The following is an 18,459-nucleotide window of genomic DNA, read 5'->3' on the forward strand; positions in this document are numbered from 1 at the left end:
ATGGGTAAAATGCCTGCAATTAGCCCTTAAGTTCTTCATGCAGTTAAGTCGAAACCCCCACATAATGTTAATGAAGCTGGATTTTTTATTGGGAGCATGGAGCCTAACCTAGAAATTAATCCGGCAAATCCAGTCCTTAACTTAAGGGCGGTGTTCCCAGACCGGCCTCTATAATGTTGGGTCTCTAGCCACGTAACTAATTGTAAAAGCTGACAAAAAAAAATCCTAATTCAAAGGATGACTTTATTTAACAGTATTGGTAGCATGGCGCTATCAAAAGGGATCGTTTTGCAAATGGAACTTGTTATGCACAATATTATTACTGTGCTCCAAAACCGAGCACATAAATTTCCAGCCCATCATGCGCTTCTTTATTTAGAAGACGGCCAATATGAAACCCCATGGCTCTCTTATGGCGAATTAGACCAACGTGCCAAAGCCATTGCCGCCTATTTACAAAATCATGACATTGTCGGAAAGCGCGTCATTTTATTCTTTCCCGCCGGCACGGAATTTACACTCAGTCTTATTGGCTGCTGGTATGCTGCAGCAATAGCAGTTCCCGTTCCCTGCCCCAATGTGGAGGATTTGCACAAACATCTGGCCTTATTCCATAGTATTGCCGAAGATGCCGATGCCACTATCGTTTTGACTACTGCAACCTATCGTCAGGCATTGGAAACGGTGGTAAGCAACGAGGTCCTTGTCTTGGCGTGCGAGGCCATCGACCCCAACACTGCAGACAATTACCCACTCCCTTCCCTTACCGATGAAAGCATTGCCTATTTACAATACACCTCAGGCTCAACTTCAGCGCCTAAAGCAGCAATCGTTACTCATGGCAATTTAAAACATAGCTTAAGTCAAACCATCAAAGCTTGGCATTACACTAATAAGAGTGTCACCTTAAACTGGGCTCCGCACACGCATGTTTATGGTTTAGTCTGTGGCTTACTCGTCCCCTTATATCATGGCAGTCCGGCAATTATCATGGCACCCACTGCCTTTATTCGAAAGCCAGTATTATGGCTCAAAGCCATTAGCAAATACCGCGCTACTCATGGCGGCGGACCTAATTTTGGTTATGATTTATGCATCAGAGACATTAACGATGCCGAGCTCAACGAACTGGATCTCAAACACTGGAGCGTCGCGGTCAATGGCGGTGAAATTGTTCAACAAAAAACCCTAAGCGCCTTCGCTGCTAAATTTAAGGCCTGTGGTTTTTCTTTAAACCAATTCGCATCGGCCTATGGGATGTCTGAAGTAAGCGGAGCAATTGCCACGACCTATGGACGCCCCCCCGCTAATGGACAGCAACAACGTGTAAGCAGCGGTAAATTACTCGGAGGATTGCAGGCCATCGTCGTAGACCCAGAGCGTGGTCTTCCAGTTGCCACTGGCGAAATAGGTGAAATCTGGTTGTCGGGAAAATCGGTAGTTCCAGGCTATTGGCGCCGTCCGGAGGAAACCAGTATGGTATTTAATGCCTGCGTTCCTGGGGATAAACTCCATTATTTCAAAACCGGTGACTTAGGATTTATTACCGCCAATGAACTTTATCTAACCGGCAGATTAAAAGAAGTAATGGTAATTTATGGAAAGAAATATTACCCCCTGGATTTTGAAACCACTATTGCGGAAGCACTCAACCAATTCCAGCTTAATCTACCGCAACTTGTCTTTTCTACTGAAATTGCCGGAGAAGAGAAAATTATCGTAGTGCAAGAACTGGATCCCCATAGCGAGCCTACTTTGTGGCAAAAAATCCAAGATGCCATTCATCATAGTCTCATGCATCAACATGGTGTGGATGCCTATGAGGTTTTTTTAACCCCTAAAGGGGCTATACCACGAACCAATAGCGGGAAGCTTCAACGCAAAAAATGCCAGCAAGCCTATGAGGCGAAAACCTTAACCGCATTGCAAACAAGCCCCATCCAAAATACCGCATCAGAGGAGCGTGATGCGTTAAAGGCGCAATTTAGCGCTTTAGTGGCTAAGGTATTACAACTTGAGCCCAGCCAAATCGACTTACATATTCCCTTAAGCCGTTATGCGTTTGATTCCATTAATATTATTCAATTAGTTTCGCTGCTTAATGAGCACTATCAATTAAACTTATCCCCCGCAGCCCTCTATGAATATGCAACTTTGGCAGAATTTTTCGCAGATGTTTTAGCTGATCAAACGCTGGCATCAGGAACAAATACGCGCCAAGCCCAAGCTGATACCTGCACGGACATTGCCATTATTGGGATGAGCGGTACTTTCCCTAAGGCTGCGGACGTGGCTGCATTATGGGATAATTTATGTCAAGGGCAAGACTGCATTAGCGAGGTACCCGCCTCTCGCTGGGATTGGCATAATCTTACCGTCCAATGGGGCGGGTTCATGGAAAGCGTGGATCAATTTGATGCCAGCTTCTTTAACATCTCGCCACGCGAAGCCGAATTAATTGACCCTCAGCAACGCCTGTTTTTACAAACCGTATGGAAAACCATTGAAGATGCCGGCTATACCAGCAGTGCGATTGCCGCCATAAAGACCGGGTTATTTGTCGGCGTCTTTAATCATGATTATGCGGAATTACTACAGCAAAATGAGGTTATGGATGCTTATCTGACTACTGGCACCATGAACAGCATGATCGCCAACCGCATCTCCTATTTTTTAAATTTACGCGGCCCCAGTGAAGCCATTGATACCGCCTGCTCCAGCTCCTTAGTGGCCGTTCACCAGGCGGTTAATGCCATTCTTCAAGGCGATTGTGAGCTTGCCATAGCTGGCGGCGTAAATACCTTACTTACGCCAACCTCGTTTATTTCCGCCCAAAAAGCGGGCATGCTCAGCGAGGATGGGCGCTGTAAAACCTTCGACAAACAAGCCAATGGCTATGTCCGAGGCGAGGGGGTAGGCGCTATTTTATTGAAAAGACGCGCGCAGGCTCTTGCGGATGGGGATCATATTTATGGCCTGATTAAAGGAAGCGCCATTAATCATGGCGGCCATGCGAACAGTTTAACCGCTCCCAACCCCAATGCTCAAGCCGAAGTAATTGTAGCTGCCTGCCAACGTGCACAAATCCCCGTTAACAGCATCAACTACATCGAAACACATGGCACAGGAACGCCCTTAGGTGATCCGATTGAAATCAACGGCTTAAAAAAGGCCTTCCAACAACTGGCCACAGAACAGCAACTTGCGGAACTTCCCCAAGGCTATTGCGGTTTAGGTTCGGTAAAAACCAATATTGGCCATTTGGAATCAGCGGCAGGAGTGACTGGTATAATTAAGATGTTGCTGGCCATGCAGCACGAACTAATGCCCGCCAATCTGCATTTGCATGAATTAAATCCCTATATTGAAATAAACGACAGCCCTTTTTACATTATAGATAAACCTATGCCCTGGCCAAAAACGCCTGACCAAAGCCCAAGGCGTGCGGGGGTCAGCTCCTTTGGTTTTGGTGGCACCAATGCGCATGTGATTTTGGAAGAAGCCCCACTGCAGGAACCTAATGCGGCAAAACCCGCAGCCCCTTATTTAATTACCTTATCAGCAATGACCACTGTCGCCTTGCAACAGCGTATGCTGGATTTACGCAACTGGCTGCTACGTCAATCGACTTTACCCTGTATCGCCGCTTTAAGCTACACCCTAAATGCAGGCAGACAACATTTCGACAAGCGCTTTGCAGTTATCGTAGAAAACGTGGCGGAATTAACCGAATTGTTGCAATTTATCCTTGCGGATACCGATGCGACTCATCATTTATCGGTAAACAAACATCCAGCGGCCTTAGTTGAACTGCGTGATGCGTATCTTCAAGGCCAGTCCATTGATTGGCAACAACTTTATGGCGCCTATCAAAAGCGCATTTCATTACCAACATACCCCTTTGCGAAAGAAAGCCATTGGATTGAGAAAAAAAGCAAAGCACGGCCGAGCTTACATCCGCTCATCGATGCAAATATTTCTACCTTAAACGCCCCCGCATTCAGTAAGCAGTTCAACGGCAATGAGTTTTATTTAAGTGGGCATCAAGTACATAATGAATCCGTATTACCCGGGGTAGTTTGTTTGGAAATGGCCCGCGTAGCCGCAGATCTGCTCTTAATTAATCAAGGGGTGGTTACTAATTTAAGTCAAATACTCTGGAAAAAACCGATAAAAGCCGCAGACCTGGCCCAATCATTGCAAATTCATTTAACGCCGCAGGCCAACGGTATATCCTTTGTGCTGAGTAATCCAGAAAAAACCCAGGAATATGTCAGTGGACAAATCCATTACCAGGCCGAAAAAGCACAGCCGCCTGCGACCACCCTTGATCTGCAGCAACTACTACTCACCTTACCCAAACAACAAAATACAGAAGAGATTTACACCTACTTTAAACAATCTGGTTTAGTCTATGGTCCTGAGTTTCAAGTGATTCAAGCATTATATTATGCAGAAAATCATTTACTTGCAAAATTATCACTCCCAAACGCCAAAACGGCTGAATTAGGCTTATATCCGAGCTTATTTGATGGCATTTTCCACAGCACGCAAGCATTACTGAAAAATCGCCATACTTTATATTTGCCGTTTACCCTGGAACAAATGGACATTTATGCGGATTTACCAGAAACCTGTTATGTCTATGCCCAGTTAGTCACACCGCCTGATGAGGAGCAGCTCCCCAGTTTTGACTTGCAAGTTACAAATAAGGATGGGGCCATATTGTTAGTAATTACCGGTTTTACGCTCTGTGCCCTAAATACCATAAAGCCGAAACCAACCCTAGGCTATTATCAACCGGTATGGCAAGAGGCGCCGCTTATCGCCAATGAAACCAAAGCACCTAAGTCCATCCTCATTTTGGGCAGTAATCAAGCGACCATAAATGCCATCCAAGCGCAATTTATGTCAACGCAAACCACCACCCAACTTATTGAAAATTACCATGTCTCCAAAGTTAAAGCACATGTGGGGACTTTACCCGAATACATTGTGTTAGCCTTGGAGGAGCATGACGAGGCAAGTCTACCGATTGCCATGATGATCCAAAAGCATTTGGCGCAAACCTATTATTTGCTCCATTCCTTAACCACCGAAGTAATTAAATTAAAACCCCAACATCAGGTGCATATCTTATGCATCAGTAAGCAAGGGTCTATTTTTGCACGTGCCTTGGCAGGCTTAGCTAAAAGCCTGCACCAGGAGCAACCAGGTCTTACTTGCCGTGTTATTGAGATGCATGATTTGCAGATGCTAACCCATGAATTAGGTCAAGATGCGGTGCAAGTTCGCTATGATCAACACAATCGCCGTTATATTAATAGCTACGTTCCATTGGCTCCAGCAGCGCCAGCACCACGGCTAAAACAGGCTGGAGTTTATCTAATTACCGGCGGTATGGGTGGATTAGGCTATCTTCTAGCACAATATTTAGCCATCAACCAACAAGCTAAGCTGGTCTTAAGTGGACGTTCCTCGCTTACTAAAATGCAATTAAAACAAATCGCCGAGTTGGAGCAACATGGTGCTTCCGTACTCTATGTACAAGCGGATATATCACGCTCCGATGAGGTACAAGCCTTAATTCGCCAAGCAAAACAACATTTTGGTGGCATTAATGGCATCATTCATGCTGCGGGCATTAGCAAAGATGGTTTTATTAACCAAAAAACTACGGAAGAAATAGCCGCAGTTCTAGCTCCTAAAGTTCAAGGAGCATGCTATTTACATGCAGCAACCAGCAAAGAGACCCTAGATTTCTTCGTGGTATTTTCTTCGGTTGCATCCATCTTTGGTAACGCAGGGCAAAGTGACTATGCCTATGCGAATTGCTTTCTTGATGAGTTCGCCCATGAGCGTGAGCAACAAAGAAGTCAGGGCCATTGTTCGGGGCTGACCCTAAGCATCAACTGGCCTTTCTGGGAAGAGGGAGGGATGGCTCTCGCTCCCGAATACCAGCAAGAGCTGGAGCGTAACTTAGGGATTGTCAGTCTTGCCAGTGCCCAAGGCTTAGCCGCCTTCGTATATGCCTTAGAGCATACCGATACCCAATGCATTGTCTTGCCTGGATATCAAAACCAATTACTACACGCATTACAGAGTCATTCACGCATCACCTTGAACGCTACGAAGCCTATAATCGCAACTAACCCCGAGCTACACACGCAAACTGAGACTTTATTAAAAACATTTATTGCAGAAACTCTAAAGTTAGCCCCGGAACAATTAGATAAAAACCTGACATTTGAACACTATGGAATTGATTCATTGATGATTATTCAATTAAATCAACGCCTAGAGCAAGAGTTTAGCGCCTTACCGAAAACCTTATTCTTTGAACACCAAAATTTGGCTGCCTTAACCGATTATTTTGTCACGCATCATGCTCAACAATTAGCGCTGCGCTTTAATGCTGCCACAACAATCGTTCAAACAAGTACACAGAATGTCCCGTTAACAATCGCTACGAAACGTCTGCAGCTCCCAAGCAATAAAACCGCAAAGCCAGCTGCCAAGGATGATATTGCCATCATCGGCATTAACGGTCGTTTCCCCCAAGCGCAAAACCTGGATGAATTTTGGCAAAACTTGCAAGCTGGAAAAGATAGTATTACGGAAATCCCTCGCGAACGCTGGGATTTATTGCATTATTTTGATCCTAATAAAGAAGCGCTGGGTAAGAGCTATAGCAAATGGGGTGGGTTTTTAAGCGATGTCGATAAATTTGATCCCTTATTTTTTAATATCTCACCTCGTGAAGCGGCACTGATGGATCCACAAGAGCGCTTGTTCTTAGAAACAGCCTGGAAAACCATTGAAGATGCAGGATACGCCCGCGAACAGTTGGCTGGTAGAGAGGTAGGGGTCTATGTAGGCGTCATGTATGGCGAATATCAATTATTTGCTGCGGAATATGAGAACACAGGACAGTTTACACCAACTAATTCTGTATTTGCCTCCATTGCCAATCGGGTATCTTACTTTTTCGATTTTCATGGTCCAAGCATCGCTGTAGATACCATGTGTTCGTCGTCACTTACCGCCATTCATTTAGCTTGCCAAAGTCTACGCGAAGGCGAATGCCAATTAGCACTTGCAGGTGGTGTCAATCTGTCTTTACATCCCAATAAATATTTATTACTCAGTCATGGTAAGTTTTTAGCCAGTGATGGGCACTGCCGCAGTTTTGGCGAGGGTGGCGATGGTTATGTTCCCGGGGAGGCAGTGGGGGCGGTTTTATTAAAGCCCTTATCCCAGGCTCTGCAGGATGGCGACACCATTTATGCCGTAATTAAAGGCAGTCAACTTAATCATGGCGGCAAAACTAATGGTTATACCGTACCTAATCCTCATGCGCAGGCAGAGGTACTTGCACGCGCCTATCAACAAGCCAATATTGACCCCAGCCTGGTGAGTTATGTGGAGGCACATGGAACCGGAACCGCCTTAGGGGACCCTATTGAAATTGCCGGATTAAATAAGATCTTTAAGAATAATGGGCAACACCACTATGCTCTGGGCTCGGTAAAAGCGAACATCGGTCACTGCGAAGCCGCTGCCGGTATTGCCGCACTGACTAAAGTAGTACTGCAATTACAGCATCAGCGTCTGGTGCCCTCTATTTTCTCCGAAAACCTAAATAGCAATATTGACTGGGCAAACACGCCCTTTATAGTACAACAAAGCTTAAGTGAGTGGCCTGTCTCACAGCAAGGACCACGCCTCGCCGGGATTAGTTCTTTTGGTGCCGGTGGTGCTAATGCCCATTTGATTCTTGCCGAAGCGCCGAACAAACCTTCCCTAAGCTCAAGAGCAAAATCGCATTATTTATTGACCCTATCGGCGAAAACCGCTATAGCCTTAAAACAACGTATGGCGGATCTGCGTCACTGGCTAGAGCAACATCCAACAGCAAATCTGGAGCATGTAAGCTATACCTTAAACGCCGGCAGAAGCCATTTTGATTGTCGCTGTGCCCTGGTGGTCAACTCCCTTGAAGAAGCCATCCAACTACTACACCAAGCGGATGCATCTACTTTACCTGCCCAATTATTTATACAATTGCAGGGCAAATCGAAAACAGAACAAGAAGTATTCGGCAATACAATTATTCCCATACTGATGCAGCAATTGGCTTCAGGACAACAGTATAAAGAGAATTTACTTGCCTTAGCGAAATTTTACGTTGAAGGCTATGCACTTGATTGGCAGCAGATACATGAGCATGAAAGCAAGCAAAAAATAGCCTTACCTACCTATCCTTTTGCTAAAGAACGTTATTGGTACAGTGATGTAGAACCATTAACGGCAATAGCAGAACCACAAGCCGTCCCAAATTTAGACAGCTTAAGCGATAAAGTAGACGCATTTTTAGTACGACAAGTATCCCAGCTCTTAAACATTGCCCCACATCGCCTCATCGCAGAAAAAAATCTAGGCGAATATGGCATGGACTCGGTGCACTTTATTGAATTAGCCAAACGAATTTCCCAGCATTATGGCGCGGAATTTACTCCCGCAGTATTTTATACCCATAGCAGTATTCTGGAAATTAGCCAATATATTATGAGCCAATTTCCTCAGGCGCCGATACCAAGTCATCAAAGTACCCAGTCCTTAACCACTAAGATTTATACGCCGAAGGTACGCCAATTCCGGCCTGAGGCAAGCCATGATATTGCCATTATTGGTATTCATGGCGTCTTTCCGCAGTCGGAAGATTTAGCCACTTTTTGGCAACATTTGCTGGATGGCCATGATCTGATCACCGAAGTACCACCGGATCGTTGGGATTGGCGTACCCATTATGGGGATAGCACCCAGCACCAGGATAAAAGCAATTCCAAATGGGGCGGTTTTATCCATAATATGGACCAATTTGATGCGGCCTTCTTTAACCTTTCCGCCCGTGAAGCAAATCTAATGGATCCGCAGCATCGCCTTTTTTTAGAAAGCGTGTGGAAAACTATTGAAGATGCAGGTTACAACCCACTAGAGCTTGGGACGGCAAAGGTTGGGGTTTTTGCAGGAATTGAATTTAACGAGTACCAAACCCTCATTGCCAAACAGCAAACAGACTTCCATGGTTTTATTGCCACCGGAAACTCCCATAGTATGCTGGCCAATCGAGTTTCTTACTTTTTTAATTTTCAAGGTCCTAGTGAGGCAATAGATACTGCCTGCTCCAGCTCACTAGTAGCGATTCATCGTGCAGTGCAAGCCATCCGTTATGGCGAATGCGCGGTTGCAATTGCCGGAGGGGTCAGTTTAATGCTCAACCCGGATACGCTCATTGTCACGAGCCAATTAGGAGCGCTGTCTGCCGATGGTCGTTGCAAGACCTTTGATAAGGCCGCCAATGGTTATGTCAAAGGTGAAGGGGTTGGCAGCATCTTACTTAAGCCCTTAGCTCAAGCGCAACAGGACGGGGATCATATTTATGCGGTTATTAAGGCTTCTGCGGTGAATCATGGTGGCAAAGCGCAATCGCTAACCGCACCTAATGCTAAAGCTCAAAGCGAATTACTCATCAATGCCTACACTCAGGCCAATATTAGCCCCGAGACTATTAGCTATATTGAAACGCATGGCACCGGCACCGCCTTGGGTGATCCGGCTGAAATTGAAGGGCTGAAACTAGCTTTTGCCAGCCTGCTAGGAACACAAGGCAAACCTGGCAGCATTGGTCTAGGCTCGGTAAAAACGAATATCGGCCATTTAGAGCCAGCCTCTGGTATCGCCGGCTTGTTGAAATTAATTCTGGCAATGACCCATGAGCAATTACCAGGCCTCTTGCATCTGCAGGAATTAAATCCCTTTATTAATTTGGCAGATAGCCCATTCTACATTGCCCAAGAAACACAGCGATGGTCGCGCCAACGAAATACTGCTGGCGAGGAAATACCTTTGCGCGCCGGAGTTAGCTCCTTTGGTTTTGGTGGCACCAATGCCCATGTGGTATTAGAAGAAGGCCGTCCGCATCAGCAATCCATAGAACTACAGCAGCGCAAATCTTATTATTTGCTTACCCTATCCGCAAAGCAGGCACCAAGTTTACAACACAAGATCAAAGAGCTAAAACACTGGTTAGAGCAGCAGCAAAACCCTGTATCATTAAGTGCGCTGAGTTTTACCCTCAACTTGGGGCGTGCGCATTTCTTGCATCGTTGTGCCTTAGTCGTTGCTTCCGTAGAGGAATTATTAGCCGCCCTAGGCAGCTTAAGTAATGAAGAAATTCCCGAGTTTTGCCTAGTAAATGAAGGGCAAACTTACTCCATGCAAGGTCCCGTTTTACATGAGGTTTATCAAGCTGCTCTCAATGCCTTGCAGCAGGTTGAGGATGCAAGCCTCTATCGCCAGAAGCTATTTATTTTAGCAGACCTATATACCAAACATTACCCTATTGATTGGTCCATCCTCTATGCGGATGAACCCAAGCAACGTATTGCTTCCTTACCAGCCTATCCGTTTATCAAACAACGTTATTGGTATGATTTGGAATTATCAGCAACAGCAACGGCCAGTAAAACTCTACCACTAGGAGCAAATCATCTAGCCTCTGGCGATGTAAACGACTGGGCATTGAACTACTTAAAGCAAATATTTGCCGAAAAATTGCGTTGCCCTGCCGAGCTTCTTGACGCCCAGGAAACCTACGAGGTTTATGGGGTTGATTCCCTTATTGGTTTGGAAATTACTAACCGCTTGGAGAAAGACTTTGGCAGCCTGCCCAAAACCCTGCTTTATGAACGTAATCGTCTTAAGGATTTAGCCGCTTATTTGGTAAAAAAGCACCGCCAACAATTAATTGCCTTAGGCGCTAATGAGAGCTTGGTCGTTAATTTAGAAATGCCAACACCAAATCCCCAGGAAAAGCAAACCACGCCGAACCTCATCCCCACCAGCTCCCGTGATATTGCCATTATTGGCTTAAGCGGTACTTTTCCCATGGCAAACACTATGGATGAATTTTGGCAAAATTTAAGTTCCGGACGTGATTGCGTGGGTGAGGTACCCAGTGATCGCTGGGATTATAAACACTATCCGGTGGTCATTGGGGGCAAGGAACACTATTTTCCTCATGGCGGGTTCATTCCCGATGTGGATAAATTTGATCCCTTATTCTTTAATATTTCCCCACGAGATGCCGGATTAATGGATCCACAAGAACGTTTATTTATGCAATCAGTTTGGTCCACCTTAGAAGATGCAGGTTATACCCGTGAAAAATTAAAACAAAGCACGAATAGTGCGGTAGGTGTCTTTGCCGGAGTTACCTATAATTTCTATCCCTTATTTATTGCCGAAGAATGGCAAAAAGGCAATCAGGTACCTTTAGATATTCAGTCCTTCTCGATTGCCAATCGGATTTCCTACTTCCTGGACATCAATGGTCCCAGTTTTGTGGTGGATACGGCCTGTTCTTCATCCCTTACCGCCATTCATTTAGCATGTGAAAGCATTCTTCGCGGTGATTGTGCGATGGCTATCGCAGGCGGAGTTAATCTGTCCTTACACCCAAGCAAATACCATTTCTTGGGTAGCTTCAATTTTATGTCCGAGCAAGGTCGTTGCACTAGTTTTGCCGAAGGCGGCACCGGTTATGTACCCTCAGAAGGTGTGGGTTCCGTCTTGTTAAAGCCTTTGCAGGCTGCCCTTGCCGATAACGATATGATTTATGGCGTCATTAAAGGCAGCAGTATGAATCATGGGGGTAAAACCAGTGGCTATACGGTGCCCAATCCTAATGCTCAGGCAGCGGTAATTCTGCAAGCCTTAAAAGTAGCGAATATTAATCCGCGCACCATCTCCTACATTGAAGCGCATGGTACAGGCACCTCCTTAGGCGACCCCATTGAGATTCGAGGCTTACAAGAAGCTTTTGAAACCTTTAGTCAAGATACGCAATATTGTGCGATTGGCTCGGTTAAATCGAATATAGGTCACTTAGAATCAGCCGCAGGAGTCTCTCAACTCGCGAAAGTATTACTGCAAATGCGTCACCAACAACTGGTGCCAAGCTTGCATGCCGAGCAATTAAATCCTTTTATCGATTTCCAAAACTCGCCCTTTTACGTTCAACGCCAATTGCAAGACTGGCAGACTGAGAATAATACGCCACGCCGTGCCGGCCTCAGCTCCTTTGGTGCGGGTGGTGCTAATGTGCATATGATTGTTGAAGAATACCAAGCTAAAACTCCAGCAGCGACATGCAACACCGGTCCTTATCTCTTCATTTTCTCCGCATTAAATGAGGATCGATTAGCTGCGCGCGTGCAACAAATGCAGCAATATTTGCAAAGTAATCCACATACGGATACGTCGGAGTGGCTTGCTAATGCCTGCTATACCTTACAAGTAGGCAGGGAAGCAATGAGCGCACGCTTTGCCATTCTTGCTGCAAACAAAGCGGAATTGCTCGCAGCCTTAATCAGTTATCCGCAAACGGTCCCTAACACCTGGCTCAATTTGCAAGCCACCCACATCATGCCACCTGCCGACTTAGCAGCATTAATTCAGGAGGCTCGACATGCTGACTTAGCAGCGCATTGGGTTGCAGGCGTTAAAATTGATTGGCAGCAATTATATATTCAAGAACAAAGACAAATCATTTCTTTACCCACCTACCCATTTACCAAGCGTCGTTGTTGGATCCCTACTGTGGAAGTAGAGGTAGCTGCGGTTGCTCCAGTAAGCCCTTCATCGCAACCGACAGCAATAGCCGCTCCTTACGCATTGGATGCACAAGAGTGGCTATACGCCACTCATTGGGAAAAAAATCCTCTGCTGCCAACAAGTAACAACCAGCCCCCTTCAGGAAAATGGTTAATCTTTAGCGATCAAGAATTAGGTTTACTTGTGCAAGATGAACTAGGAGCTGCAAACTGTATTTATTGTTTTGCTGCTACAGACTATCACCAACACAACGAGCAAGTGTATTACATTAATCCTCAGCAACAGGCAGATTACCAGCGGCTGTTTGCCAGCATTCACCAAGAACAAGGTGAGCAACTGCAAGGGGTTATTTATTTAGGTAATTGCGCCTCTGTTGAGCCTACTTTAGCTTTATTCTATTTATTTAAAGCGATGATTCAGCATATTTGGGCCGCGCCATTAAAATTCGCCTTAATCTCTCAAGAGGCGCAACAGGTAAATAAAAGCGATTGTGTCAACATGTGGCAACATCCCCTTTGGTCTATGGCTCGAATTTTTGCGGCTGAACAGGCAAATTATCAGGTCCTGCTCTTAGACTTAGATGCCAAAGCCAGCCTACGCCAAAATACACAAAATTTGATTAAGGAGCTTGGAGTACTGCAAGCAAATCAAAACCATATTGCCTATCGCAATCAAGAGCGTTATAGCATTCGTTTTACTACAGAATTATTACCCTCTGCGCTGCCAGCATGGACGGCACCTGTGGCTGCCTTAATTACCGGGGGTTTAGGTGCTTTAGGGTATGAAGTAGCACAATATCTCATAGCTCAGGGAACTCGCTTTGTGTTATTGACCGGTACCACAGAACTCTCAGCACAAACTAGTGAAAAAAATACCTGGTTAAACCAATTGCAAGCCCAAGGCATCCAGGTTAACTATGCTGCTGTCGATGTGGCGAATAAAGAAAAAATGTACCAGCTTATCCAGGACACCGAAAAAGCCTGGCAACAACCCATAGATGGAGTATTTCATTTAGCCGGAGTCACCACTGATAACGTACCAATTGCCGAAATGGAAGAAAGCTTATGGCGTGAGGTGCTCAAAGTTAAGGTTCAAGGAGCCTTGATTTTGCATGAATTATTTCTGCAAGCCCCCTTGACCCATTTTGTGCTCTTTTCTTCCATTGCCGCAGTACCGCATTTTGGCATGGCTGGACTTAGCGCCTACGCCGTTGCTAATGAGTTTCTCAGTGGTCTGGCCCTTCATCGTCATAGCCAACAATTACCAGCCTTAAGTATTAATTGGGTGGCCTGGTCCGAAAAAGGCATGAGTCATCGTCATAATCATGATGCCTTTTTGGATGCAGTAGGTATGGCTTCTTTAAGTATTAAGGATGGCATTAGCCTATTGAATACCTTGCTACGCAGCAATTTAACCGAAGTTACCGTATGTAAAATGCACTGGAAAAAGTTTTTCCAGGTGAATGCTAGCGCCAAGCAACTGGACTTTTTTGCGCATTTTGCCGCCGAATATGCGACCAGCAAACAGACGGCAATGGGTACGCATCTAAATCCTGAACAAATTGCAGCTCTGGTTTTGCAACTCTTTGCCAAGGTTTTAGCCCTGGAGGCGAATGAAATCGATGTTCTAACCCCGTTTGAGCAGTATGGAATGGATTCCATTACAGGCATTAGCTATGCCGAACAATTGGGTACTCATTTCCCAGATGTAGTCTCGCCGATGGATTTATATCGCTATCCCACGCTACAGCAATTAACCAAATACATTGTACAACGGGTACAAGCTGAGCCTCCTTTAACACCGCCGCCTGCCTTGATTCAGGAAGAAGACACGTTAAATTTGGATCAACTGGATTATGCCCAATTGAATGAACTTCTCGAAGCAGAATTAAAAGAGCTGGAGTTGGCTTATGACTGATACGACGACCCTGAAAAACGCTTTATTAATGATCAAAAAACTGAAAAAGAAATTACAGGAACAACAAGAGCGGTTATTTGATCCGATTGCCATTATTGGCATGAGTTGCCGTCTGCCCCAAGCGCAGAATTTACATGAGTTTTGGCAGTTATTAATCCAAGGTAAAAATATTATTAGCCCCATCCCTGATGAGCGTTGGGAGTTACTCAAAGAAACCAAGGAAAAGGCGCAACGTGATCCCAATTTAGCCTATTGGGGAGGCTATTTGGCAGACATCGATGCTTTTGATGCTTATTTTTTTGGGATTAGCCCTCGCGAAGCCTTGCGAATGGACCCACAACAACGCCTGCTTTTAGAAGTCGCCTATGAGTCGCTGGAAGATGCCGGCTTAACGCAGGATGCCTTAAGTGGTTCAAATACTGGGGTATTCTCCAGTTTATATGCCAGTCAATTTAGCCATTTACAACAACTTGATTCCGATATGGATGCCTTACTGATTCCTACGGGAGGCGCCATTAGCATGGGGGCGAATCGGCTGTCTTATTTATTAGATTTACATGGCCCCAGTATGGTATTAGACACGGCCTGCTCTTCATCCCTGATTGCCGTGCAATTAGCATGCTTAAATTTGCAAGCCAAATTGTGTGATCAAGCGCTGGTCAGCGCCGTTAATATTAACCTTTTGCCCTCCATTCATGCAGTATTAGCCAAAGCCACCATGCTCTCTCCTACTGGGCAATGTCATACCTTTGATGCGCAAGCTGATGGTTACGTGCAAGGAGAAGGCGCGGGGGCTATTGTCTTAAAGCCTTTGTCACGCGCCTTACAGGATAACGATAAAATCTATGCCGTTATCACTGGCAGTGCGGTAAACCAAGATGGAAAAACTAATGGCCTTACAGCACCCAATGGTTTGCAACAGGAGCAATTATTGCGCAGTGCATATCGCAATGCGCAGGCCGACCCTGCTCATATTTCTTATATCGAATGCCATGGTACCGGTACCTTCCTGGGTGATCCCATCGAAGTACAGGCTTTAGCTGAGGTTATTGGCAAGAGTCGTGAACAGCAAAAGCCCTGCTGGATTAGCTCGGTGAAAACGAATGTGGGACATTTAGAGCCTGCGGCAGGCATCATTAGCATGATCAAAACTGCCCTTATTTTAAAAAATGGCATTATTCCGCCGCATCTCAATTTTCGCCAACCAAACCCCCACATCCCTTTCGCTAAATATCACTTATCCATCCCACAACAGCTCGAACCATTACCCCGATATGGGAATGTTGCCATTGCCGGTGTAAGCGGCTTTGGTTTTGGTGGGGCAAATGCTCATATCGTTCTGCAGGAATTACCCTTAAGCGAGCAATTTGTATCGGCCCCAGAAATTAGCGGTCAGCATGAATTGTTTACTATTTCGGCAAAAGATACGCAGGCCTTCCGTAGTTTAATTTCTCTATGGCAAACTTACTTAAAAAATAATGCCGGCCTTAACCTTAGCCAACTTTGCTATAACCTCCACTTACGGCGCACGCATTATCCCTTGCGGCTGGCCATTATTAGCAATTCTATTGCGGATCTATCGCAAAAGCTTAGTGCTCTGAGTATTAATCTTCAGCAACCTATTGCTGACATTTATATAAACCTTGAGGCAAAAAAGATAAACAATGCCACTAAAATCGATGAGTTTCCGGATTTAACTGCTTTAGCAACCGCTTATGTGCATCAGGCAAACATTGACTGGGTAAAATATGAGAGTGCGCGCTCTTTCGCTGCCCTCGACTTGCCTTTATACCCTTGGCAGCATAAAAAATATTGGCCACGTCTCGGGCATGAACCGCAACATGAACCCGTCATTAGCTATCCGCTACGTGGTAAACTACTGCCTTCTCCTTTAGCCTCGCAGCAATTTGAATTCATCTTCGATCATCAGATATTACCGGAAATTCAAGACTCATTTTCTGTCTTACACTCAGGTTATTATGTGGAAATGCTTGCCTATGCTGCCAAACAACTCTCACCACAAGCACAAATACGCATCCAAGAGCTGCGCTTTTCATCGCCTTTATTAGTACTCGCAGGTAAAACCGTATGGGTCCAACTTGTTATGGAGTCGACCAGTAACAATCAGTCCATAGGGTTTAGTTTTTACAGTAGCGACAATCAAAAAGACTGGATAAAACATGCCCTTGGCACCTTAAGCTTACAGCCCCAATCATCACCACAGACAATAAGGGACCAGGAGTTACCTCATCAATATCATGGAACAGCCGAAACTTTTTACCAACGGATTATCAATATGGGCATGCCTGCAGGTGCAAGCATTCGTTGGACGGAACAATTTTGGACCAAAAACAGGCAACTTCTGAGTGAGCTACGCCCCCCTAAAACGACTGAACGCAGTGAGCAATTTGTCCTGCAAATGCATCCAGGGATTCTTGATGCCTGTATTCAAACGCTCTTTTTACTGTTACCGCCACAATTCATGAAACCTTATATTGCTTCACAGATAGGCCAGTTAGAAGTTCATCGTCATGCCATACCAAAATATATTTATACCGTTTTAAATGAATTGCACCCAGAGGGCAAAACCATTCGGGGTGATTTCTACTTGTTGGATGCACAGTATCAAGTATTAATGAGATGCAGTGATTTATGGATGACACAGTTAAATGACACCATACAAATCGATAAAATGATGCAAATTCAAACGCAATTTCAATGGGATACTTCACTACCCTATGCAGAGTGCAAAACCCAACTTATTCACTATTTAGCAGAACAATTCGCCCTTATTTTCGCCATGCCTATTGCTGATATAAACGTGCATCTTTCCTTACATGATTTAGGCATGGATTCCTTAATGGCCTTAGCCGTAATTCGCGTCATTGAAGCAAACTTAGGAATTAACTATCCATTACCCTTTATCATGCAAGGTCCTTCCATTCAAGAACTTGTCGAGCAGATAATGCAGGATAAAGGCATTAAGCAGCAAGCTGCGCCACGAGCCATAAAGGAGCATACTCCGTGGCTGGCCAGTCGCAAAATAAAGGCGGGGGCAAAATTACGCCTATTTTGCTTTCCTTATGGAGGCGGAGGTGCCTCTATTTATCGAGAGTGGCAACAAGAATTTCCTGATTTTATTGAAGTCTGCCCTGTTCAATTGCCGGGCCGCGAAAATCGTATGGATGAGCCACCCATCACCCATATTGATACGCTAATTCCGCTACTGGCTACTCAGTTACACCCTTATTTTGATTTGCCCTTTGCCTTTTTTGGCCATAGCTTTGGTTCACTCCTGGGCTTTGAGCTCACACGTTATTTACGTCGTAATCATCTGCAGCAGCCAGCACATCTTTTTGTATCAGCCTATCCCGATCCACGTCTGCCCTCCAAAAGCCTGGATAACCTGCTGCGTACCTTAAAGCAAATGCAGGTGAACTTATTTGATTTAGACCAGGAGCGTTTAGGGCAATTGGATGAGCAACAGTTAAGCATCCTAGCCAGGGTCTTTAAAGATAATGGCATTGTGGATTATAGCGATGAGCGAATGAATAAGAGTATTATTCAAGTGTTACTGCCTATTTTTGTCGGCGATATGAATATAGTAAAGAGCTATACTTATACTCCTGAGACCCCATTGCAACTAGCTATTACGGTGTTCTTAGGGCAGCAGGATAGTTGGGTGAGCCCTGAAGACCATCAGGGCTGGAGCACTCATTCTCTACTAGGTTGTGAGTTTAAATCGTTTAATAGCGGGCATTTATTTATTAGAGAACAACATATAAGAACCCAAGTTATACAAAAAATTACCGAGGCCCTAGGTCATTTTAATGAAGTAGCATATGAACTATAAATTATAAGGAA

Annotated in this window: 2 protein-coding genes; both read left to right on the forward strand. The window is 45.1% G+C overall.

What is annotated here, in order from left to right; genetic code table 11:
- Positions 1-306: 306 nt before the first annotated feature.
- A complete protein-coding gene (locus BN3124_RS07540; protein WP_058534489.1) occupies positions 307-14,595 on the forward strand; it encodes an SDR family NAD(P)-dependent oxidoreductase in 14,289 nt (4,762 codons plus the stop codon).
- Positions 14,588-18,448, forward strand: coding sequence for a beta-ketoacyl synthase N-terminal-like domain-containing protein (locus tag BN3124_RS07545; protein ID WP_058534188.1), 3,861 nt, complete (start codon positions 14,588-14,590; stop codon positions 18,446-18,448). Before BN3124_RS07540 ends, BN3124_RS07545 begins: the two co-directional genes overlap by 8 nt.
- The last annotated feature ends 11 nt before the right edge of the window (positions 18,449-18,459 follow it).

This window comes from Legionella saoudiensis (genome assembly GCF_001465875.1).
GTDB classification, from domain to species: Bacteria; Pseudomonadota; Gammaproteobacteria; order Legionellales; family Legionellaceae; genus Legionella; species Legionella saoudiensis.